We start from the raw sequence: 20,739 nt of genomic DNA on the forward strand, positions 1-20,739 counted from the left end.
GCAGCCTCAAGCTGCTGTCGCGCGCCGAGGAGAAGTGGGCGTTATGTACGACGCAGAATCAGTTTTCAATCCCAGTTTCCACCTTCTTCCAAGCCTGTCAAACGAAGAGCCAAGTAGAGACCTCTACATGGAAACCTTCTTCAATCTAGAAGACCCGGACGCTTGGTACCCGTACCCTGAGAATCGCTGGCACCGACTAGCCCGCATTTTCGCAGACCGTATCGTTACCTACCCCGTATTCACCAATCCGCATGCTCAACGCTATCTCTCGCGTCGACACGGCCGAATCAAATCCATTGTTTATGAAATGGAGTATGAACAAGCTCTACCTGAGTCTTCGGATGAAGCGCTAACGTTGATAGACATGTACTTAACGTCGCGGATATGGAACAGCAGTAACTTTGGTCTTGGCTTGATCAAAGAGCTGGAACCCATTTGTGCTGGCCTGATGCGTGTGCCTAACCTAGATACTTTGGTAGTGACCCACGACGATCAATTAAAGATTGACCACAATTGCGCGCGCATTCCAGAGCGGCAGCTGGATGACTTGAGGCGCACGTTCGATAAGGCCAATCGCAGGCTGAAGGAACGCATCCGCGTAGCCAAGCAGTGGCATGTTCGCAATGCACTGCTGGCAAAGCTAGCACCCTCGCAATTCCCTGCCTTTGTCCAAGTGACTAGCACCGGTGAAATGGTCGAGTACCGTATGCTCAGCACCAAGCCCTCTCCAGCCATGGAGAGACAGCAACGACAGGCATCGGTGAGAACCGTTAGGCAGAATGCCAGACAGATTGCCAAGGATGCACCACATGAGCTACTCGCTCTGCACTCTGAAATTGAGCGCGTGACGCTCGCTAACATGATCGAGTTCTTTGAAAAGAAGCTCCAGCAGCAGCTCACCGAAGCTCATTGGCAGCGTTTTTTCGAAGATAACATTTTCATCTTGTCATTGCTGTTCGCCCGACCGGTACAGCTACTTCACACTCAGTTCCATGCTCAAGTCTCCGGTATCCATGGGGCCGGTGCTCAAATCGGGGACTTTCTTTTTCGAGAGCTAGGGCAGCCACTGGCGATCGTTGAGATCAAAAAACCGTCCAGCCCCCTTATGCAATCAACTGCCTATCGCAACGACAAAGTATTCGGACCGCATTCGGAGCTCAGCGGCGCGGTTACACAGGTTCTCTACCAGCAAACCGCTTTGCGCAGCAATTGGCTGCTTCACCAGAGCAGTTTGCAAGGTTCCCAACCAGATACGATCAAATGCATAGTCATCTGCGGCACCACGCCGACTGACCCCGAACCGCGGCGCTGCTTCAATATCTTCCGACACGCGTGCAAGGATGTGGAAGTCGTCACCTTCGATGAACTTCTGGACAAGCTGAAACTGCTACTCCAACACCTCAGCCATGACAAGCCTAGTGAAGGAGACATCGGCAAGCAGAGTTGAAGTGATGCAGGCCTGCCTGACGTAGCCGCTGCCCCTCGCGAATGACGCCAAGGGCGGCAGACTTACCAGAGGTAGGGGAATAGGAACTCGATCGAGTGCCGGGAAAGGCTTAACGATACTGGCTTGCGACCATCCAGATTGATCAAGCCCTCTTTGGCCATCTGGCTCAGCAGGCTGCGGGTGGTGCGCTCGCCGACGCCCAATCGAGCCTGGATATCAGCGCGCTGCTGGTCGCCCTGATAAAGCAACGTCTTGTAAACATCCCGGGCCTCTAGCCGGAGCTCAGGTAGCGGTTCACCTTTGCTGTCAGACAGCGCGCGACGGCTTCGCATCTCGAAATACACGTCGATTCGCTCGCTGAGCATTTCCGGATCGAGCAGCGAGTTGAAGTACTGCACTTGGTCGTGGGCCGTCTCCACGAAATACCTGGTCCAGCGCAGCAGGCCGCTATCCGATAGCTCGCCACGGCCGTCTAACTCGCCCTTGCGGGGATGGTCGGCGGCGCTAAGCATCTCGTAGTAGGTGGCGACGTTTCGAGCGAATCCACGGCTCATAGACCACAGGCCGTAGCCACCAAAGCCGGCGGCCTTAAGATACTGGTCGGTGAACAGGCGACCGGTACGACCGTTGCCGTCCATGAACGGGTGAATCCACATCAGCCGGTGGTGCGCGGCTGCAGCGGCGAAGAATCGCGACAGGCCGTGGATCCAGTCGAGACGGTACACGCGCTCAAAGTCGTTGAGGTGCGTGTGCATCTGCTCGACGGTCGGCGGGATGTGCTGGCCGACGCGAACGCCGAACTCCCGGAATTCGCCGGGGATCATGCGCACGGTCTCGCCTTGCTCGTTCAGTTGGATATCCAGCATGTCCTCGGGCACGCCGACGTAGAACTCGCGGTGCAGGCGCGAGATGGTAGCTTTAGTGCACACATCGACCTTGTGAATCGGGTCGTCAGTGAGCCTACGCTGGGCTTCAATGTGGCGCTTGATCTCCTGCATATCCTTCGCGCCTTTGACCTCCTGGGGCTCGTCCTGCGCGCGCAGAATGTCAGCCGGTACCGTGGAGTTACCTTCAATCTTGTTGCTGTAGTACGAGTTCACCACCCGCAGCAGATTCATCATCGGCACGCGCAGCGGGGCCGGGATCTTCGCATGGAGGGCCGCATCGAGCCGCATGATCTGGACGACTTGGTCCTGAAGCTCCTCGGGGGCCTTGTCTTGGGGAATGTACGGTGTGAATGCCATTTGCCGGTTATGTACCTTGTCTAAGCCCTTGTTATTCGTGGCTTAGGATAGACCAAAGAATTATTTTTTGCCGCTTAACTTGCCGACAATGTACCACTCCGCATTCAAACGAGCACTATTGCCGGATGGTCGGCGATCTGACAAGAGGTTAAGCAGGGAAGTACCTGAAGCAACTGTTGGCATCGGCCCTGTTTTTGGGCGTTTATAGGGTCCGCCCAGGCAGCCACGGGGCGGGCAACTCAGGACGATTGGCGGTACGGTGCTTCCGGTTAGGGCTTCTTCGGCGACTCTCGCTAGGAAGGGCTCCACTGCTAGGATGTGGAGCTGCGTCCTATCATTTGGGCTTCTTGGGCGTTGGCGGTGTTGGTACTGAATCCATGAAGTCATGGAACGCTCTAGCCAGATCTTCGTCTGTCGCCGGCGGTACCGGTGGGCGGCGGGTTGTTTTACTGGGTAGTGAACGTACATCTGAAGATAGATCGATGTGCTTCATTGCGGACCTCTCACTTTCGGTGAGAGCCGAATCAAAAGCCTTCGCGATCACCCGATTTTCCCGCTCCGCACTAGCAAACTTCACCACATTCGACCTCATCTCAGCTGGAAGCTCGAATGGGCACTTAAGGTCCAGATGAGTACCAGTCGTGCGATTGTGCAGTGCCTGCAGATGCAGCGCTTCGACTTCCTTGGAGCTGCTGGAATATGCACTGGAGCGATACGCCCGGCTGATATCAGCAAGCTCAACACTTTCCCTGCCGGCGCTGCGGCATTCAATATAGGCGAGCTTGAGAAGCTGGACAGCAAGCCGCTTGATACCAAAAGTAGATCGGTAAAGCTCTGCCGCAAGGTCATCAACGCCCACATGGATTTGACCATCGCTCACCCTGATGCACTCATCGACGTAACCTCTCCAGTCCGAACTCTCAGGGTCATCTGGCAACATGATCCGAGGTTCGGAGAGCAAACGCTGCTTATCCTCACTGTTGCGACGAAGCAGCTTATGGACGAGGCTGTAGTTGGACACATAGACCATGGGTGGACCGATGGCTGCCATCGTCAACAGAATGTCCGTAACTTTAGATGCGCCCAAACCGGTGTTGATGTGCTGAGTTTCTTCAAGCACAACCAGAGATACCCCATCTCGGTTGGCCCGTCTCCGGCATTCCACAAGCAGCTTTGCCACATTTCCGCCTCTACCGGACTCGCCGCTCCCGAATACAAAGTCTGAAAGCAGCTGCTTTCCGCCTGCCTTACCTCGTGCACTCGCATACCAATGTGAAATGAGCTTGACCGTGCCATGGTAGTGGTCACAGGAAAAATCCATTGGCGGTGGTAATACTTTTCTCAATGCCGCAATCGTCTGACTCTTTCCTATGCCAGCTAATCCAGTCAGGCATATCGGCGATACTTCCACTTCTGGAGGGTCATAGACCTTTGAGAGGTAATCAATTTCGCTTCTAAACAGCTTTTGGCTATGTATGGATGCTCTACGTACCATTTCACTGATGAAATTCAATGAGAATTCATTCGGTAAGTAAATCTGCTTCAAAACCTCAGCCAGGGCTTCTGCAGCGATGGAGGGGTGAACAGTGCTCAAGAGCCCAACTGATTCCGGCCTAACGGTTACACACTCACGAATTTTATCAACGTCTATGACCCCGTTGAACCGCGTCTGAATTAACTCGTTCACTTAGCGTTTCCTCTAAAGCGATTGTAATCCGCTAGGTCGCGCTGCGCCGCCCCGCCTTTTGATGGCTTTCCAAGCTTGCTCTCGCCACTGTCCCAATCTTCTCCGGTACTTCGCTTGAATCGATCCTTGAAATGCTGCTGAAGTGCGGGCCGCTCCTCCCGAAGGGCTGCGGCTCCATCACGTCGCATCTGATCAAACTCCTGGAGATCACGCAGTGAAATATCAGCGGCTCCAGTAGGCAGGCTCGCAGCCCGGACGAAATCAAGCTCAAACAAAACGCCGTTAACCTCAATCCATATATGTCTGACACACATAGTTAGTACAAAGGCGGTAGTTTCGATCACACCATTTCTAGCGACCCTGTCGAAAACCCCCGTCCCCGCCAGTTCTGAGGATCTGTATTTTCGCCCATAGAAATAGACCGCATCCCTCCGTATGGTCGCTGGGCGACGGGTCAGGAAGGTACTGACCGCGGTTTCGAATTGCACTCCTCTCGATGAGTCACGACCACGCGCAGTCCAATAGTTGTAAATCTCATGCGGAGTCGGTTTGATTCCAGCCAGCAGCATCTCTTCGTCCATTCGCCGGCCTGCATCCGAGGTATGGTTGTCCGATATGGCCCGTATAATTTCGCGCTTGCACATCTCAACGAAATTCAACTTGCTATGGAAGTGCGTCGGTTGGTCGAGGGATTTTTTGTCTCTCGGGTGAGAAGACTCCACGGTTGCCTTGGACTGCCCTGAATAGACTGGAGTCAGCTCAAAGGTCTTGAGCCAGTTAATATTGGGATCACTCTGGTAGCCGGCCCCTGGGCCTCGATCGAATACGACTCCACCTGTCAGACCTTGGCTAGGCCACTCCCCAGGCTTGATTTCAACACCGAACAGTTCGCAGTATTTGACTTTATCAGTTGCCATGCAGAACAAGGCCATTTTATAGGCATCCATGTTCTCTTTACCTTCCGAGAATCCAATACCTAATACGGCTCCCGATAAATCACAGACTGCGCGAACCACACAAAAGCTATCCACTGCACTTCCTTCAGTGAGGCCGGACAGCTTCTCTGATATGTAGTACCCATCAAACTCAACTTTCTGATTTACATTAATAATTTTCTCAGCAAATGTTCCTTCCGAACCCGAAATAGCCCGTGTTTTGTGCTGCCCTTTCAATGCCCGCCTTAGTTCCTTGGGGCTGACAAGCTTCCCTATCCAGTATTTAAACTGTCTGAATGATGGGAATGGCTTACCCTCTGGATGCTGATACTCCATCAAGCGTTCACTTTTGTTCGCTGCGACACACCCAAACTCACGGGTAACAATGTCACTGTAAATCTGGTTCTGAGTCTTTCTTGTCGATTTGTATCGCAAAAAACCCGAAAGAATCATTGCCTTCATCGTCGCATCGCAGGGATAGCCTGATCTTTTCCCCTTCCGGGATGGACGGCCTAGCTTGGTTTTACGTTTTGGGTCTTCCCGACTCCAATTCCCGATGCGGTGAAGCGGTGGCAGCAAAGCCCATTTGTTATGACCAAAGGTGATGTAGGTATAAAACCATAACCTCAGCCGTGCGGCATTCTGCTGCGGCCTGAGAGCCTTAGCATGCGCATTGATAAGTGCGTCTGGGTTGTCACTGGCAAGAAGCACCTCCATCCGTGACACAAGGTCCGATATGGCGATGAAACGACGGTTCACCTTCTGGTCATAGCTCTCTTTGGTCGAGTATCTACCTCCCTCCAGGTGGCTAACCGCAACGCCCCGTATGGGTTCGAGCCATGGCGGAAATGTGTCGCCCGATCCGTCTTCCATTAACCACCCATTTTCCAGCGCATCCTCAAACTCAATCATGCTGAGCGTGATCAGTTGCGCACTCAATTCCTTGTCATCGTCACGAAACAGAACAAGTCTGACCCGGTTCCGATTACCGTCGCTGTTAAGGAAGTGATAGGTGAGGTCCTTCGACAGATTGAGGAACCCTTCTGGCGCGATAATTCGCGCGCCGGCCATCATTGATCCGACTCCTCGAAAAGCGAGCCGTGAAGAGATAACAAATCTCCTCCGCCAACACTGAACGGATGGTCGATGAGAATCGGCTTGGTGAAGTCGATGAGCAGCTTTCGATCCCAGATATCCTGGTAGATCTTCGCGATGAACTGATCACGGAAGCCCCAGCGCGCGCCATATTCAATCGCCACATACGCCACCGGATCTCCTGCCGCAACCGACTCTCGAACAGCAGAGCTGAAATCGTCCAGCAATGCTCCGTTGAGATCCAGCGTCAGATCATGCATGACGAACAGTAGATCCAAGTTCGCTACGACCACAGGCTCAACCATATCCAGAGAGACCTGCACCGTTCTGATGCCGGCGCTACCGTAGTACGCTCTTTCCAGCTCGGTTCTCAGCTCGGCATGTTCTCGATCCTTCTTCTGTTGGACCGGTGTCTTTGGCTGCGTGCTTCTCCTCTCACGAAATGCTTGCTCACGGTCTTTGACAGTCCAGTTAACTGCGTAGGGGATCCCGTCATGGCTTTTCATATACAGCAGCAAATCGCCCTGGTAGGGGAATGGCACTTTTTGACGATTGCCAGCAGACCCTTCGACCACAATCTCGTAATGCTTAAATCCGATCTCTCTCGCTATCTCTAGCGTTCCGCGGATAGGAGGTGGAAAAGCGCCCCTTGTCAGTGGGTGACCGCGAAGTGGATGCACTGCCTTCGTTGGCCAAAGCATCTTTTGTTCGTGAATATCAATAAGGTCTGGATGACAAAGCGCAAGTTGCGTGAACACTCGCTCAGGGGTTGAGAGAGCATGCAATGTGCGTCCAAGCTTACGGCTGTTGAGCCTGCTAATCCGAGAGCCTTTAGGTGCCTCACGTGGAACGGCCAACGTGGACGGAATGTAATCGCCGCCCCATTCGAACCGGCTCTGACGACTCAAGATCAGGGCAAATCTTTCCTGCGGTTTCATCCAAGCATTCCAATGTCATCGGGGTACATCCGCACCGACCAGGCTGGGGATAACAGCCAGGCCGGTTAGCCAACCCCTTATCCTGCGGGCAGGTGCTCTAACGCGACGTTGTGGATAACGCGCGGTTTCTTGTGGATGAACGAAGTCGTGCGAGACTTGACGTCTCACATGCATGGGATAGACAATGGAATGGTCAGGCCTCTAATCTGACTTATCCACAGGGGCCCAAGGTCGCACTTGGGCCTTTGTCTATCTGACTCCAGCATTTTCGATTAGCTAGACGTCATCGGAATTCCTCTATCAAAGTGACACTCGTCGGGCTTCTCAGCACCTGTCGACGGCCCACGATTCATTCTATGCGGTCAAGTCCACAGCCATATTGTGTAGATAACTGCCGCTTCGGTTAACCGAAACATGTTACCGCTGGAATTTGCCAGCTGACAACAAAAAAAGTTGAACCCTCGCGCCTCCAGAGGCGCGAAGCCCAGACACTCACGTCTCGCGGTACAAGCCGCTGCCCCAAAAGGAAAATGAAAGATCAACTCACGATTAAAACTTCCTTTTATCGTTTATTTAGTACTTAACACAAGGTAATTAACAACTTCATAGTTATAGCAACTAAGCATTACCTGCTGCCTGTAGCATTCGCTATTCTGATCTTCCGCTACTTTAGTGGCTATGATTATGAACCACTCAGACGCTCAACCAGCGCAGCCTATCCTACGCTGGTTTGAAGACGAAACATTTTATAGTCTATGTTGCCGTCAACATTATTTTTCTGTGCGCGACAATCCTTCAGGGACATTGTCTTGGCTGTTTGGTGGCAATCAAATATCAATTACTCATGACTTCCCCTGCAACCTCAGCTTTCTGAATCGGCAAGCACTATCTCTCTGGGGTGATCCAGAGGCCATCATCTACGAGCACACAATACTTCCTATGTTTTTCCCCTTCCAGGCGGAAGATCATATCGCAGCGGCCGTGCAGGCTATGCGCAGCGCGCACATAGGATCTATCAAGTACCGCCTTGGCCTTTTAACAGGTCGATTTGGCGGCGACCATCCACTGAAAGCGTGTACCGCCTGTATAGCAACTGATCGCGCCAATCATGGAGTCGCTTACTGGCATTTAACGCATCAGTATCCCGGTGTAGTTTTGTGTCCGATTCATGGTTTTCCACTGAGTGAATGCACTCTAAATCGGCAATGGTCAGGGCGCTATAAGTGGGCCTTGCCGAACGAAGCTCATCTTGCGGAGGTGACGACACCAGTACCTACCGCAGGAACAGCAAAGGCACTTCAGCAATTGGGAGCAGCGGTAGTAGATCTTGCAACTTACGGAAATTCCAAGCGTTTTGATCCGGTGACTGTGAGGGCTGTCTACAAGAAGTCGTTGGACCAACTGGGCACCTCTCGACCCAACCAGGCAAGGCTCGCCGCCTCGTTCGCTGAGTACACAAGCAGCCTTCAGCCGTACCCTCCGTTCAACTCTCTGCCTACCTCAGAGCGGTGTGCAATAGGGTTCATAGGTCAACTGACGCGCAACCCGCGTGGCCATTGCCATCCGCTCAAACATTTGACCCTAATTACTTGGCTTTTCGGCGGGCTTGGCTCGTTCATTGAGGTCTATGAGCGTCTTAATCGTCCACATCCGCAAGCACCCGAGATCAAAAACAAAAGCAATATTCGTTTAGTTACGTTAAATATTGGTAAGGCTGTCATACCAGAGGTTCGATTAAAACCCAAAAAACTCAAGCCTCAGCTTCGAGCTACTATCTTACAGTGCTTACGCGACGGAGATTCAAAAGATAAAATCTGTTCGCGGTTTGGGATTTCTATTAGCACTGTCAACAGACTGCTTCGCTCAGATCCGATGGTAGTAAAGTTACGAGTTGAAATGCATCAAGAGGAAACAAGATTTAAGAGTCGGACTGAATGGCAGAATGTTGTTGCAGGGCATCCAGGCGCCAGCCCAAAGAAAATCCGTTCAAAAATCCCGAGCACCTACGAATGGCTATATAGAAATGATCGCCAGTGGCTACTCACTAATACACATAAATTACCGAACGGTCGATGCGGTAATCACTCAAGTGTTGACTGGATAAAGCGAGACTGCGAACTATCGGCATTGGTCAGTAAAACGTTAATACGTATCTATGGAACTGACCGAGGATTAGACCTGAAAAAAAGTGAGATTTTCAAATTAGTCCCTGCACTTTCCCGATCGCTTGAAAATCGGACTCGCTACCCAAAAACAAGAAATCTGCTATCCCAAATCCTAAGAAGCACGAAGCCTAGTCGCCTTGTGGTTCTGCCACATAGTTAAGGCGATCGTTCCTTGCAATAATTAATGCTAAAACACCGAACTAATATATATTCAACAAGTCATGTAATAGTTATTCATACCCGCTTGAAGTATTACTGTGAGTTTACAAAAACTTTTGTTCCCGCAAGTTTATGGACAAATGAGGATGTTCAATATCACGGTTGTGTGGGTAGCCTAAGACTGCCGAACAATGCGACAGCTATCATCATGGCCATCAGCACAAGCATCACTGTTGCCCCTTGGCCACTAAGTACCAGTGCCGCAGCAAATGGCCCAGCCGCCTGCGCTATGAGCATCGGTCGCGCTAGGGCCCCCATCCGAGCGCCATATCCCTCAGCACCGAAGAGCACCAGAGGAAGGGTCCCTCTGGCGATGGTGAGGATTCCGTTACCCGCGCCATAAAGCGCTGCAGCGACGAATGCCAGCCAGGGCACGCCAGGGATGAACAAGCAGATGCCGATCAAGCTCACAATCACTCCTACCCGAGCAGACCAGGTCGGATGAAGGTGCCGCGCAATAGAAAACTCCAACACCCTGGCGACTACCTGGGCGGGTCCAATGACCATCCCGACCGCCAGTACCGTGACGGTTGGAAGCCCCAGTTGCTTGAGCGAGGACAGCAGATGGACAGATAGGCTAGCCATGACGAAGGCGACAACCGTCAGTAGTCCAGCTAGGAGCCAGAATAACCGACGGCTAGCATGATTCAATGTGAGTGGAGCCTGTGCTTCAGGAACTGTGTTTTTAACGAAATGGAGCGGTTTTGGTACCGCCAGCCAATAGATTGGGAGACCGATCAGTGCATGTACCGCGACCAGCACCAGACAGGTTTCTCTCCAACCGAGCCAGGATTCCAGCGCTGCCATTGCTGGCCAACCCACGGTGCTGGCAAACCCTCCGATTAAGGTTAGTCCCGTGATCGCTCCACGCGCATGCTCTCCCAGCAGCGTCCCCAACGTGGCAAATGCTGAGTCATACAAGCCGGTGGCCATGGCCACTCCGAGTAACGACCAGGCCAGATAATAGAGCCACAAGTTATGTGCCGCGGACATGATCAAGAGGCCGACGATCAGCATCATTGAGCTGAAGACAAGTACGGCTCGCCCTCCGCGCCGATCAATCAATCGGCCGGCAAGCGGTGAGCAGATCCCGGCAACCAACATTCCCCAGGACAGACCACCCACGACGGAAGACAAAGACCAGCCCATATCCCGTGCAATCGGGCCAGCCAGGACTGCCGGCAGGTAGAACGTCGATCCCCACGCCAAGATCTGAGTGATGCCCAGAGCGAACACCAATCGGAAGCGGGCTACGCTGTTTGGCAGATGCGATTCATGTCGAGTCACGGCAGTCCGTCCGATGGTTGTTAGTGCCAACCAAATGTAGTCGACCCGCTGCACATCGGTCAATCCGATGGCCGGGGGAGTTGACTAACGCTGATGACGCCCATATTGTTGCAGGTAACAACCAATTGGAAATGACATGCCTAACACGCTTAACGACGCCCTAAGCCAGGACGCAGAAGCCATCTATGAAGCCCTGAACCAATTGGTGCGCGTCTACCAGTTCAGGGATCGCGATCGCATCTGCTGCTACGACGTTTCCGTCACCCAGTGCTACGCCATTGAAACGCTGGTTAAGCAGGGAGCACTGCGCCTTCAGGCCCTGGCTGAAGAGATGTTCCTGGACAAAAGCACTGCCAGCCGGGTTGTCGATACGTTGGAGCGAAAGGGCTACGTCTCACGCGTGGAAGATCCGGAAGATCGTCGGGCCGTGCGCGTTCAGGCCACTGAAGCCGGCGCCGACCTGTATGAGCGTATTCGCGCTGATCTGATCGCTGAAGAAAAGGCCATGATCAGCGGCATGGCACCAGAGGTACGCCAGGGCGCACTGACGCTTCTGCGTCAATTGACCCGCGCCGCAGAGATCCGTTGTGGCTTGGCTAACGACTGCTGCCCAGTCCAACCGAAAGAAAAATGAAGGGGGAAACCCCTTTTTTACCCATATTGTTGTTACTACCAACCGAAAAGGAAGCTAGATGCATATCCGCCTCGCTCAACTCGGTGATGTTCAGGCCATCGCCGACATTTACAACCAGGGGATCGAAGACCGCAGTTCCACCTTTGAGACCCAACCGCGTACTGCCAAGGATGTGCTGCCCTGGGTTACCGATATGTCTCGCCATCCTGTACTGGTCGCGGAGCTCGACGGTGCTGTGGTGGCCTGGGCAAACCTGAGCAGCTATCGAGCGCGGTCCTGCTATGACGGGATCGCCGACTTCTCGATCTATCTGCGGCGTGATGCCCGGAGGCGCGGCATCGGTAAAGCATTACTAAACGCATTACTGAGCGAGGCAGAGGCACGTGGATTCTGGAAAGTCCTCTCCCGCATTTTCACGTTCAACGAAGCGAGCCTCGCGCTCTGCCAATCCTGTGGTTTCCGAAAGGTCGGCGTTTACGAAAAGCACGCCCGCCTTGAAGGCCGCTGGCTGGATTGCGCCATCGTTGAACGAGTCTTCCCCTCCAACCAACCTGACACAGGAGAACGAGCATGAGCCAATCTAACCTTCCCATCGTAATCATCGGCGCCGGCCCCGTGGGGCTGGCGGCTGCTGCGCACGCACTGGCTCGAGGCATGAACCCAATCATTTTTGAAGCAGGCAGCCAGGCTGGAGAAAGCATCAGCCAATGGGGCCACGTCAGTATGTTCTCACCCTGGGAGTACAACGTGGATAAGGAGGCCGCAAAGTTACTGGCGGCAACGGGCTGGCAAGCTCCTAAATCCGACACGTACCCCACAGGACGTGAACTACTGGATTACTACCTGCTTCCGCTAGCTGCACTGCCGGTTATCAAGGAACGACTTCATTTGAACACCCGTGTCACTGCTGTCACGAAAGTCGGCGCCGACGTACAGAAAACCAAAGGCCGCGCAGTTGCCCCGTTCCTGGTGCGTGTTCAGGGGCCGAAGGGCGAGCAAGACATCCAGGCTCGCGCAGTCATCGATGCCTCGGGCACGTACGAGACCCCCAACTGGATGGGCGCCTCTGGCATTCCGGCATTGGGAGAGCTGAGTGCTAAAGCGCGCATTGCCTATGGCCTTCCAGATGTGAGTGGCAAGGCACGCAATCGTTACCTCGGGCGCCGAGTACTGGTTGTCGGCGGCGGACACTCGGCATTCAACGCTCTTCAGGATCTGGTCCAACTGCCCGGTACTCAGGTTTCGTGGGCGATCCGCGGACACTCACTAGACAAAATTCTAGGGGGTGGTGCCAATGACAAATTGGCCGAACGTGGCAGCCTGGGTCTGCGAATTCGTGCACTGCTCGAACAAGGAAAGATCTCGCTGTACCAGGATATTTCCATCAGCCAGGTCGACACCACCGAACAGGGTCTCGTCGTGCATAGCAATGGCCAACCTCTGCCAGAGGTGGATGAAATCATCGTGGCCACTGGCTTCCGACCAAATCTGCAGCTTCTAGGCGAACTACGACTGGCAATTGACCCCGCCACCCAAAGCCCTGCTCAGTTGGCTCCGTTGATCGACCCGAACGAGCACAGCTGCGGTACCGTTCGCCCCCATGGCATCGATGAGCTATCCCATCCTGACGAAGGCATCTTTATCGTGGGCATGAAGAGCTACGGTCGTGCTCCGACTTTCTTGATGATTACCGGGTATGAGCAAGTCCGCTCAATCGTGGCTGGGCTTGCGGGCGACTGGGATGCTGCACGGCGTGTTGAGCTCGAACTACCTGAAACCGGTGTCTGCAGCCTTCAGTTCGAGGAGCAAGATCAAACTTCCAGCTGCTGCGCGCCCGAACCCGCTACTCAGGCCAGTTGCTGTGGATCAACGGAACCTCTGACAGCGCCTTCAGCCCAGAAGGCGAGCTGCTGCACTCCGGTAAGCCTCACCTAGGTAAGACCTCTGCACCTGCTCCTTCGCCCTGCCCAAATTCAAACCTGGCGGGGCGAAGCTGACGGGTGAGGTAAACGCCATCCATTCAGGTGTTCAAGGAGTCTGGGCATCAGGTAAGCCGCATCGGCCCCTACCCCCCGTAGTGTCGCCGAGGCGAAATTTCTTTGCTTAGGTAGACCTACGAAGTACAAGCCAGGCACCTGATTTGCCGCGCCGTTTCTCTGCAGCACACGTCCTTGCTCGTCAGCGACTGGGAGCTGTGACAGAAACTCCAGGTTTGTTTGGAAGCCCGTCGCAAAGATCAGCGCATCGACCTGGGTCGTGCTTCTGTCCGGCCAGACAACAGCATCGGATAGCACTTCCTGGAACATTGGCCTGCGCCGGAATCGACCGGAGTTGAGAGCCTTCCGGTACTTACCGGTGTCGAGTACGGGCGTGCTCTGGTCACTCAACCATCGTGTTTGCTCTAGCTTGGTGAATTTCAGCCAGGTATGAAAATCGAGCCCGAGGATTCGCTGCGGGAAGAAACGGATTTTCTCGCGGGTAGCCAGCACTACCTCAGCGACGCCTGCAAGCTCATAGGCGATCTGAACAGCTGAGTTCGCAGCTCCAACCACTACAACGCGCTGGCCAGCAAAGGGCTCTGGCGTTCGATAAGCCGAGCTGTGCAGACAAGTCCCCGAAAAGCTCTCCAGCCCTAGAATACTGGGCGTGAACGGACGGCTAAATCCTCCCGATGCTACGACCACAGAACGTGCGCAGAAGGTCGCTCCAGTGTCGCAGCGAACCTCAAATACCTTTTCCTTCTGCGCTACGCCCATCACTCGGGTTCCGCCCTGAAAAGGCAGTCGAAACTCGCCAGCGTAGGCCTCCAGGTACCCCACCACCTCGTCCCGTAGCGGATAGCTCTTGGGGTCGCCAGGAAACGGCAGTCCTGGCAGCGCTGAGTATTCCGCCGGCGAGAACAACTGCAAGCTTTCGTAATAGTTACGCCAGTTTCCGCCTGGGAGTGTCTGCTCATCGATGATGAGAAAATCCAAGCCGTGTTGCTGCAAGTGCCAACCAAGCGCCAAACCTGCTTGGCCTCCCCCAACGACAATTACATCCAAAGTACGACTCGATTCATTCATATGTGCACACTCATGCATATATCAAGAGAAAAAAAGCCAAACTACGGGCAGCACAGCGAAACAAGACCCTTGGTTCGTTGGAGGAGTATCTCCAAACGTTCAACGATCGCCCCGCCATTCACTTCATAGAAAACCTGTCTGCCCACTTTGGTAGCTTTCACGATGTGAGCGTCGTGCAGCACCTGTAAGTGCCTTGAAATCACAGAGCGCTCCTGCGGCAAGGCTTTGGCGATTTCGCCGACATCCGCCCTCCCTAACTGAAGCACGCGCTTAAACACCGCGACCCTAGAGGGTTCGCAGAGAGCTTTGAAGAAGGCTTCATCCAGCGACTCGATGGCAGCATCGATAGCTTGGGCGCGAAGATTATCGGTAGTGGTCATGAGAGCAATATATGTGCATGAAGACGCACATGTAAAGCCACCCATCATCACAAGCTTGCGATACATTCGGAAAAGCGTATATTCGGAAAACCATATACGCGCTGAGTATCTAGTGATGACTGGCAAGATCCGCGTCTTGTTTGTTTGCACCGCTAACGCTGCTCGCTCCTCGTGAAAACTAAACACTGAGAACCGTTATGACTGACTCGCTGACCCCTACCAAGGTTTTCAAATGCCTTGCCGACGAGACCCGCATTCGGATGATGTTGCTGATCGCTCGCGAGGAAGAGCTCTGCGTCTGTGAACTGACCTGTGCGCTGGAAGAAAGCCAGCCCAAGGTTTCCCGCCACCTGGCGCAATTGCGTACGTGTGACCTGTTGGAAGACCGCCGGCAGGGTCAATGGGTTTACTACCGGCTACATCCCGAGCTACCCGCTTGGGTACGCGAGGTCCTGGCAACGACGCTGGAGGCCAACCGCGAATGGCTGAGCACCAGCTCCAAACGACTGGACACCATGGGTGACCGCCCACAGCGCGTGGCCTCCTGCTGCTGATCACTGCCGAGAAAAGCCGATGAAAGTACTGTTCCTCTGCACCGCCAATAGCTGCCGCAGCATCCTGTCTGAAGCCGTGTTCAACCACCTGGCCCCGGCCGGTATGAACGCCTTCAGCGCCGGCAGCCAGCCCAAGGGCGAGGTGCATCCGTTGTCCATCGCCACGCTGCAGCGCGCCGGTATTTCCACCGATGGTCTCAACAGCAAATCCAGTGATGCACACGCCGAGCTCGCCCCGGACTTTGTCATCACCGTCTGCGACAAAGCCGCTGGCGAAGCATGCCCCGTGTTCTTCGGGCCGGCAGTGAAGGCCCACTGGGGGCTTTCTGATCCATCCGACTTGCAAGGTAGCGCCGCCGAACTGGATGAGGCTTTCGACGCCACGCTTGAACACATCAAGCGCCGCATTACGGCATTCCTCGCATTGCCTTTTGAACAACTGGATGCCGCCCAGCTCAAGGCCGAGCTGGCACGCATCGGAACGCTCTGACGTTAAGGGAGATTCACCATGAGCAAGAGCCGCCTTTCATTCCTCGATCGCTACTTAACGGTCTGGATCTTTTTGGCCATGGGCCTTGGCATTGGCCTCGGCAGTCTCTTCCAGGGACTGCCTGCATGGCTGAACAGCCTGTCGGTTGGCTCGACAAACATCCCCATTGCCATTGGCCTGATCGTCATGATGTACCCGCCATTGGCGAAGGTGAAATACGAGGAGCTGCCACAGGTCTTCAAAGACAAGCGCATCCTCGCCTTGTCGCTGATTCAGAATTGGGTGATTGGCCCGGTGCTGATGTTCGGGCTGGCTGTCGTTTTCCTCTCCGACAAGCCCGAGTACATGACCGGCCTGATCCTCATCGGCTTGGCACGCTGCATCGCCATGGTGCTGGTGTGGAACCAGATCGCGGGCGGCAACAACCAGTACGTTGCGGGCTTGGTCGCCTTCAACAGCATCTTCCAAATTCTGTTCTTCAGCGTGTATGCCTGGATCTTCCTGGGCCTTCTGCCGCCGCTGTTTGGCCTGGAAGGTAGCATCATCGAAACCAGCTTCATCGAAATTGCCCAATCGGTACTGATCTATCTGGGTATCCCATTCCTGGCTGGCTTCCTGACCCGCAAGATCCTGATCAGCCGTAAGGGCTCCGCATGGTACGAGGAGCGCTTCATTCCGAAGATCAGCCCGCTGACGCTCGTAGCGTTGCTGCTGACCATCGTCGCTATGTTCAGCCTGAAAGGCGACATGGTGCTGCAACTGCCTCTGGATGTGCTGCGCATCGCCATCCCACTGACCATCTACTTCGTGGTGATGTTCTTCATCAGCTTCTGGATGGGCAAGCTGCTGGAGGCCGACTACCCACGCACCACCGCGCTGGCATTTACCGCTGCCAGTAACAACTTCGAACTGGCCATTGCCGTGGCCATTGCCACTTTCGGCCTTGCCTCGCCGGTAGCGTTTGCCACCGTCATAGGGCCTTTGGTGGAAGTACCGGTACTGATCTCCCTGGTCGGCGTTGCCTTGTGGCTCAAGCGTCGCTGGTTCGATCAGCCATCTGGTGCCTTGTCCCAGGAGTGAAATCATGACCGAACACCATATCCCCAACATCGACAGTGATCTGATCGATCTGCCGTCTTCCGAAAAGCTGGCTATCGAGCAGCAGTCCACTCACAAACCGCGCATCCTGCTGCTGTATGGATCGACCCGAGAACGCTCTTTCAGCCGCCTCCTGACCGAGGAAGCAGCCCGCCTGCTGGAGCACTTCGGTGCCGAGACGCGGATCTTCAATCCGTCGGGCCTGCCGCTGCCGGATGACGTACCCGACGACCACCCCATGGTCAAAGAGCTGCGCGACCTGGTGCTCTGGTCGGAAGGCATGGTCTGGTGTTCACCAGAACGCCACGGTGCGATGACCGGCGTGTTCAAGTCGCAGATCGACTGGATTCCGCTGAGCATGGGTGCAGTGCGGCCGACGCAGGGCAAAACCCTCGCGGTGATGCAAGTCTGCGGTGGCTCGCAGTCGTTCAACGTGGTCAACCAACTGCGCGTGCTTGGCCGCTGGATGCGCATGTTCACCATCCCTAACCAGTCGTCAGTGCCGAAGACCTATCTGGAGTTCGACGAGACGGGCCGCATGAAGCCTTCTGCGTACTACGACCGTGTCGTCGACGTAATGGAGGAACTGGTGAAATTCACCCTGCTTCTACGTGATCGCGCCGACTATATGGTCGATCGCTACTCCGAACGCAAAGAGTCGGCTGAAGAACTATCGAAGCGCGTCAATCAACGCTCCATCTGAGGCTTTTGAGCATGCAACTGCACCCGTATTCCGTGCTGACTACTCCACAGTTGATCGGCCAGCTGATCTTCACCCCGTGCCCTGGTACCAAGGACACGTCCGTCTCCCAGGCTCTGGCGACACTGCGCGATGCCGGCGCGAGCGCACTGGTAACCCTGATGCCGGATGAAGAGTTGCTGCAGAACGAAGTCGATCTACTACCTGAGGAATGCCAGCTGTTGGGCCTCGAATGGTTCCACCTGCCGGTGGAGGATGATCAGGCTCCCGGTGAGCCCTTTGCTGTCGCCTGGGAAACCCATCGGGAGCGCCTGAAAGAGCTGGTAATGGCTGGCAAATCGATCGCTATTCACTGCAAGGGTGGCTCGGGCCGTACCGGTCTGTTCGCAGCCCGCCTGATGATCGAGTGCGGCATCCCTGTGCACGAGGCCGTCGCTCAGGTTCAGGCCCTGCGCCCGCGAGCGATTCAAAACCCTGCACACGTCAGCTACATCAATCAGTTCACCAATACCCTCTGACCGCTCACAAACCGCAACTCGAGAACAAGAACATGGCAATCAAAGTAGGCATCAACGGGTTTGGACGTATCGGTCGCTTGGCGCTGCGCGCATCCTGGGACTGGCCGGAATTCGAGTTCGTACAGATCAATGACCCGGCCGGGGACGCTGAGACCCACGCCCACCTGATCAACTTCGACTCGATCCACGGACGCTGGCACCGCGAAGCAGGTGCAGAAGGCGACTCGGTGGTGATCGATGGCAAACGCATCAAGGTTACAGCGAACAAGACCATCGCCGACACCGACTGGTCGGGCTGCGACCTAGTCATCGAAGCCAGCGGCAAGATGAAGTCGGTAGCCGTACTCCAGGCCTACCTGGATCAGGGCGTCAAACGCGTGGTGGTCTGTGCCCCGGTGAAGGAGAAAGGCGCGCTGAACGTGGTGATGGGCGTAAACCAGCACCTGTTCGACCCGGCCCAGCACCGCATTGTCACCGCCGCGTCCTGCACCACCAACTGCCTGGCTCCGGTGGTCAAAGTGATTCACGAGAACTTGGGCATCCGCCACGGCTCGATCACCACCATCCACGACCTGACCAATACCCAGAGCATCCTTGATACACCGCACAAGGACCTGCGCCGCGCCCGTGCCTCGGGCATGAGCCTGATCCCGACCACCACCGGTTCGGCTACAGCGATCGCCGAGATCTTCCCCGAGCTGCGCGGCAAGCTGAATGGTCACGCCGTGCGCGTACCGCTGGCCAACGCCTCGCTGACCGACTGCGTGTTCGAAGTGGCCCGTGAAACCACGGCTGAAGAGGTCAACTCGCTGCTGAAGGCGGCTGCCGAAGGCCCGCTGAAGGACATCCTGGGCTACGAAGAACGCCCGCTGGTGTCCATCGACTACCGCACCGATCCGCGGTCTTCGATCATCGATGCGCTGTCGACCCTGGTGGTCAACGGCACCCAGGTGAAGATCTACGCCTGGTACGACAACGAGTGGGGCTACGCCAATCGTGCAGCGGAGCTGGCCCGACTGGTCGGTACGGCGGAGTAAACGACGATCATGAAGGCGTTGTCAGCCCTGTCTACGGAAGTGCGTCAGTACCTGCTGGTTACCGGCAATTACTGGGCCTTCACCCTCACCGACGGCGCGTTGCGCATGTTGGTGGTTTTGCACTTCCATACACTTGGCTACACGCCGCTGCAGATCGCCGCGCTGTTCCTGTTCTACGAAATTTTCGGCGTGATCACCAACCTGGTGGGCGGCTACCTCGGCGCCCGCCTGGGTCTCAATCGCACCATGAACATCGGCCTGGGCATGCAGGTCCTGGCCTTGCTGATGCTCACGGTGCCAGCGGCCTGGCTGACGGTGCCTTGGGTGATGGCAGCCCAAGCCTTGTCCGGCATCGCCAAGGACCTCAACAAGATGAGTGCCAAGAGCTCCATCAAGCTCCTGGTTCCGGATAGCCAGCAAGGCACCCTCTACAAGTGGGTGGCCATCCTCACGGGATCGAAGAATGCGCTCAAAGGCGTGGGCTTCTTCCTCGGCGGTGCGCTGCTCGCACTGCTCGGCTTCTCCATGGCGGTGCTGGCCATGGCGGCGGTGCTGGCATTGATCTGGATAGGCAGCTTGATGCTGCTGAAAAAAGACCTGGGCAAGGCCAAGGCCAAACCGAAATTTCGCGACATGCTGTCCAAGAGCCGGGCGATCAACATCCTCTCGGCCGCACGACTGTTTCTCTTCGGTGCTCGCGATGTCTGGTTTGTCGTCGCGCTGCCGGTCTACCTGAGCACCGTATTTGGCTGGGACTTCTGGTTGGTCGGCGGCTTTCTTGCCGCCTGGATCATCGGGTACGGCATCGTGCAGTCGTTTGCCCCCAACATCACCGGCAAGAAGCGTGGTCATGTGCCGGACGGCCGGGCGGCCTTCATCTGGGCCATCGCGCTGGCCGGGCTGCCAGCATTAATTGCTCTAGGGCTGAGCGCAGGTTGGTCAGCTCAGGTGGTGCTACTTGGTGGGCTGATGCTGTTCGGCGTGCTGTTCGCCGTGAATTCATCGCTGCACAGCTACCTGATCGTCAGTTATGCCAAGGAGGATGGGGTATCACTGGACGTCGGCTTCTACTACATGTCCAACGCTCTGGGACGGCTGGTCGGCACGCTACTTTCCGGCTGGGTTTACCAGGCTCACGGACTGCAAGCCTGCTTGTGGATATCAAGCGGCTTTGTGCTACTGGCTGCCCTGATTTCCATTGCGCTACCCAAGCACACCACACCTGGTATCTGAAGGAGAGATGAAC

At 55.3% G+C, this 20,739-nt stretch carries 19 protein-coding genes; 12 read left to right on the top strand and 7 right to left on the bottom strand.

The window, feature by feature from the left end; translation table 11 throughout:
• Positions 1 to 43 precede the first annotated feature (43 nt).
• Positions 44 to 1,447, top strand: a complete 1,404-nt coding sequence (locus tag ACVI9W_RS12220) for a Shedu immune nuclease family protein (RefSeq protein WP_461530119.1) — start codon at positions 44 to 46, stop codon at positions 1,445 to 1,447.
• A gap of 62 nt (positions 1,448 to 1,509) precedes the next feature.
• Here the strand turns inward: ACVI9W_RS12220 and ACVI9W_RS12225 are convergent, their stop codons facing one another.
• From ACVI9W_RS12225 to ACVI9W_RS12240, 4 genes are all read right to left on the bottom strand, one after another.
• Positions 1,510 to 2,691, bottom strand: a complete 1,182-nt coding sequence (locus ACVI9W_RS12225; RefSeq protein WP_461530120.1) for a Fic family protein — start codon at positions 2,689 to 2,691, stop codon at positions 1,510 to 1,512.
• Between the two features lie 334 nt (positions 2,692 to 3,025).
• A complete protein-coding gene (locus ACVI9W_RS12230) occupies positions 3,026 to 4,378 on the bottom strand; it encodes an AAA family ATPase (protein WP_461530121.1) in 1,353 nt (450 codons plus the stop codon).
• The gene (locus ACVI9W_RS12235) at positions 4,375 to 6,387 is read right to left on the bottom strand and encodes a transposase (RefSeq protein WP_461530122.1); all 2,013 of its coding nucleotides are present in this window, start codon (positions 6,385 to 6,387) and stop codon (positions 4,375 to 4,377) included. The genes ACVI9W_RS12230 and ACVI9W_RS12235 overlap by 4 nt, the downstream gene beginning before the upstream one ends.
• Positions 6,384 to 7,346, bottom strand: coding sequence for a PDDEXK family nuclease (locus tag ACVI9W_RS12240; RefSeq protein WP_461530123.1), 963 nt, complete (start codon positions 7,344 to 7,346; stop codon positions 6,384 to 6,386). Before ACVI9W_RS12240 ends, ACVI9W_RS12235 begins: the two co-directional genes overlap by 4 nt.
• Positions 7,347 to 8,030: 684 nt before the next feature.
• Between ACVI9W_RS12240 and ACVI9W_RS12245 the strand changes: the two genes are divergently transcribed.
• The gene (locus ACVI9W_RS12245; protein ID WP_461530124.1) at positions 8,031 to 9,671 is read left to right on the top strand and encodes a TnsD family Tn7-like transposition protein; all 1,641 of its coding nucleotides are present in this window, start codon (positions 8,031 to 8,033) and stop codon (positions 9,669 to 9,671) included.
• Positions 9,672 to 9,826: 155 nt separating this feature from the next.
• Here ACVI9W_RS12245 and ACVI9W_RS12250 read toward each other — a convergent pair whose 3' ends face one another.
• Positions 9,827 to 11,017 carry an MFS transporter gene (locus ACVI9W_RS12250; RefSeq protein ID WP_461531828.1) on the bottom strand — a complete coding sequence of 397 codons (1,191 nt, stop codon included), beginning with the start codon at positions 11,015 to 11,017 and terminating at the stop codon, positions 9,827 to 9,829.
• A gap of 136 nt (positions 11,018 to 11,153) precedes the next feature.
• Between ACVI9W_RS12250 and ACVI9W_RS12255 the strand changes: the two genes are divergently transcribed.
• The 3 genes from ACVI9W_RS12255 to ACVI9W_RS12265 are packed head-to-tail and all read left to right on the top strand — an operon-like array spanning position 11,154 to position 13,586.
• Positions 11,154 to 11,651 carry a MarR family winged helix-turn-helix transcriptional regulator gene (locus ACVI9W_RS12255; protein ID WP_461530125.1) on the top strand — a complete coding sequence of 166 codons (498 nt, stop codon included), beginning with the start codon at positions 11,154 to 11,156 and terminating at the stop codon, positions 11,649 to 11,651.
• A gap of 58 nt (positions 11,652 to 11,709) precedes the next feature.
• Entirely contained in the window at positions 11,710 to 12,225 is a 516-nt protein-coding gene (locus ACVI9W_RS12260) for an arsinothricin resistance N-acetyltransferase ArsN1 family A (protein ID WP_442110821.1), read from the top strand.
• Positions 12,222 to 13,586 (top strand): NAD(P)-binding domain-containing protein, encoded by a 1,365-nt coding sequence (locus tag ACVI9W_RS12265; protein ID WP_461530126.1) that lies wholly within the window; start codon positions 12,222 to 12,224, stop codon positions 13,584 to 13,586. Before ACVI9W_RS12260 ends, ACVI9W_RS12265 begins: the two co-directional genes overlap by 4 nt.
• Positions 13,587 to 13,624: 38 nt before the next feature.
• Here the strand turns inward: ACVI9W_RS12265 and ACVI9W_RS12270 are convergent, their stop codons facing one another.
• Entirely contained in the window at positions 13,625 to 14,716 is a 1,092-nt protein-coding gene (locus ACVI9W_RS12270; RefSeq protein ID WP_461530127.1) for a flavin-containing monooxygenase, read from the bottom strand.
• A 41-nt stretch (positions 14,717 to 14,757) separates the two neighbouring features.
• Complete coding sequence (locus ACVI9W_RS12275) at positions 14,758 to 15,096, bottom strand: ArsR/SmtB family transcription factor (protein WP_461530128.1); 339 nt, start codon at positions 15,094 to 15,096, stop codon at positions 14,758 to 14,760.
• 197 nt (positions 15,097 to 15,293) lie between these two features.
• Between ACVI9W_RS12275 and ACVI9W_RS12280 the strand changes: the two genes are divergently transcribed.
• From ACVI9W_RS12280 to arsJ, 7 genes are read left to right on the top strand one after another with little or no spacing between them, the layout of a single operon-like run.
• The gene (locus ACVI9W_RS12280; RefSeq protein ID WP_028944961.1) at positions 15,294 to 15,650 is read left to right on the top strand and encodes a metalloregulator ArsR/SmtB family transcription factor; all 357 of its coding nucleotides are present in this window, start codon (positions 15,294 to 15,296) and stop codon (positions 15,648 to 15,650) included.
• Positions 15,651 to 15,669: 19 nt separating this feature from the next.
• Positions 15,670 to 16,140: an arsenate reductase ArsC gene (locus ACVI9W_RS12285; protein WP_442110849.1), complete on the top strand. Its 471-nt coding sequence runs from the start codon at positions 15,670 to 15,672 to the stop codon at positions 16,138 to 16,140.
• 18 nt (positions 16,141 to 16,158) lie between these two features.
• A complete protein-coding gene (gene arsB, locus ACVI9W_RS12290; protein WP_075046325.1) occupies positions 16,159 to 17,220 on the top strand; it encodes an ACR3 family arsenite efflux transporter in 1,062 nt (353 codons plus the stop codon).
• 4 nt (positions 17,221 to 17,224) lie between these two features.
• Positions 17,225 to 17,941, top strand: coding sequence for an arsenical resistance protein ArsH (arsH, locus tag ACVI9W_RS12295; RefSeq protein WP_461530129.1), 717 nt, complete (start codon positions 17,225 to 17,227; stop codon positions 17,939 to 17,941).
• A gap of 11 nt (positions 17,942 to 17,952) precedes the next feature.
• Positions 17,953 to 18,456: a cyclin-dependent kinase inhibitor 3 family protein gene (locus ACVI9W_RS12300; protein WP_461530130.1), complete on the top strand. Its 504-nt coding sequence runs from the start codon at positions 17,953 to 17,955 to the stop codon at positions 18,454 to 18,456.
• A gap of 32 nt (positions 18,457 to 18,488) precedes the next feature.
• Positions 18,489 to 19,493, top strand: coding sequence for an ArsJ-associated glyceraldehyde-3-phosphate dehydrogenase (locus ACVI9W_RS12305; RefSeq protein WP_197875464.1), 1,005 nt, complete (start codon positions 18,489 to 18,491; stop codon positions 19,491 to 19,493).
• A gap of 9 nt (positions 19,494 to 19,502) precedes the next feature.
• Positions 19,503 to 20,726, top strand: coding sequence for an organoarsenical effux MFS transporter ArsJ (gene arsJ, locus ACVI9W_RS12310; protein ID WP_461530131.1), 1,224 nt, complete (start codon positions 19,503 to 19,505; stop codon positions 20,724 to 20,726).
• Positions 20,727 to 20,739 lie beyond the last annotated feature (13 nt).

Source organism: Pseudomonas sp. 210_17 TE3656, from assembly GCF_054821965.1.

Excerpts from the sequence above, each read along its gene's own strand:
- ACVI9W_RS12265 (WP_461530126.1), top strand. The coding sequence starts at position 12,222 with ATGAGCCAATCTAACCTTCCCATCGTAATCATCGGCGCCGGCCCCGTG.
- ACVI9W_RS12270 (WP_461530127.1), bottom strand. The coding sequence starts at position 14,716 with ATGAATGAATCGAGTCGTACTTTGGATGTAATTGTCGTTGGGGGAGGC.
- ACVI9W_RS12235 (WP_461530122.1), bottom strand. The coding sequence starts at position 6,387 with ATGATGGCCGGCGCGCGAATTATCGCGCCAGAAGGGTTCCTCAATCTG.
- ACVI9W_RS12240 (WP_461530123.1), bottom strand. The coding sequence starts at position 7,346 with ATGAAACCGCAGGAAAGATTTGCCCTGATCTTGAGTCGTCAGAGCCGG.
- ACVI9W_RS12255 (WP_461530125.1), top strand. The coding sequence starts at position 11,154 with ATGCCTAACACGCTTAACGACGCCCTAAGCCAGGACGCAGAAGCCATC.
- ACVI9W_RS12220 (WP_461530119.1), top strand. The coding sequence starts at position 44 with ATGTACGACGCAGAATCAGTTTTCAATCCCAGTTTCCACCTTCTTCCA.
- ACVI9W_RS12300 (WP_461530130.1), top strand. The coding sequence starts at position 17,953 with ATGCAACTGCACCCGTATTCCGTGCTGACTACTCCACAGTTGATCGGC.
- arsH (WP_461530129.1), top strand. The coding sequence starts at position 17,225 with ATGACCGAACACCATATCCCCAACATCGACAGTGATCTGATCGATCTG.
- arsB (WP_075046325.1), top strand. The coding sequence starts at position 16,159 with ATGAGCAAGAGCCGCCTTTCATTCCTCGATCGCTACTTAACGGTCTGG.
- ACVI9W_RS12245 (WP_461530124.1), top strand. The coding sequence starts at position 8,031 with ATGAACCACTCAGACGCTCAACCAGCGCAGCCTATCCTACGCTGGTTT.
- ACVI9W_RS12305 (WP_197875464.1), top strand. The coding sequence starts at position 18,489 with ATGGCAATCAAAGTAGGCATCAACGGGTTTGGACGTATCGGTCGCTTG.
- ACVI9W_RS12285 (WP_442110849.1), top strand. The coding sequence starts at position 15,670 with ATGAAAGTACTGTTCCTCTGCACCGCCAATAGCTGCCGCAGCATCCTG.
- arsJ (WP_461530131.1), top strand. The coding sequence starts at position 19,503 with ATGAAGGCGTTGTCAGCCCTGTCTACGGAAGTGCGTCAGTACCTGCTG.
- ACVI9W_RS12280 (WP_028944961.1), top strand. The coding sequence starts at position 15,294 with ATGACTGACTCGCTGACCCCTACCAAGGTTTTCAAATGCCTTGCCGAC.
- ACVI9W_RS12275 (WP_461530128.1), bottom strand. The coding sequence starts at position 15,096 with ATGACCACTACCGATAATCTTCGCGCCCAAGCTATCGATGCTGCCATC.
- ACVI9W_RS12225 (WP_461530120.1), bottom strand. The coding sequence starts at position 2,691 with ATGGCATTCACACCGTACATTCCCCAAGACAAGGCCCCCGAGGAGCTT.
- ACVI9W_RS12260 (WP_442110821.1), top strand. The coding sequence starts at position 11,710 with ATGCATATCCGCCTCGCTCAACTCGGTGATGTTCAGGCCATCGCCGAC.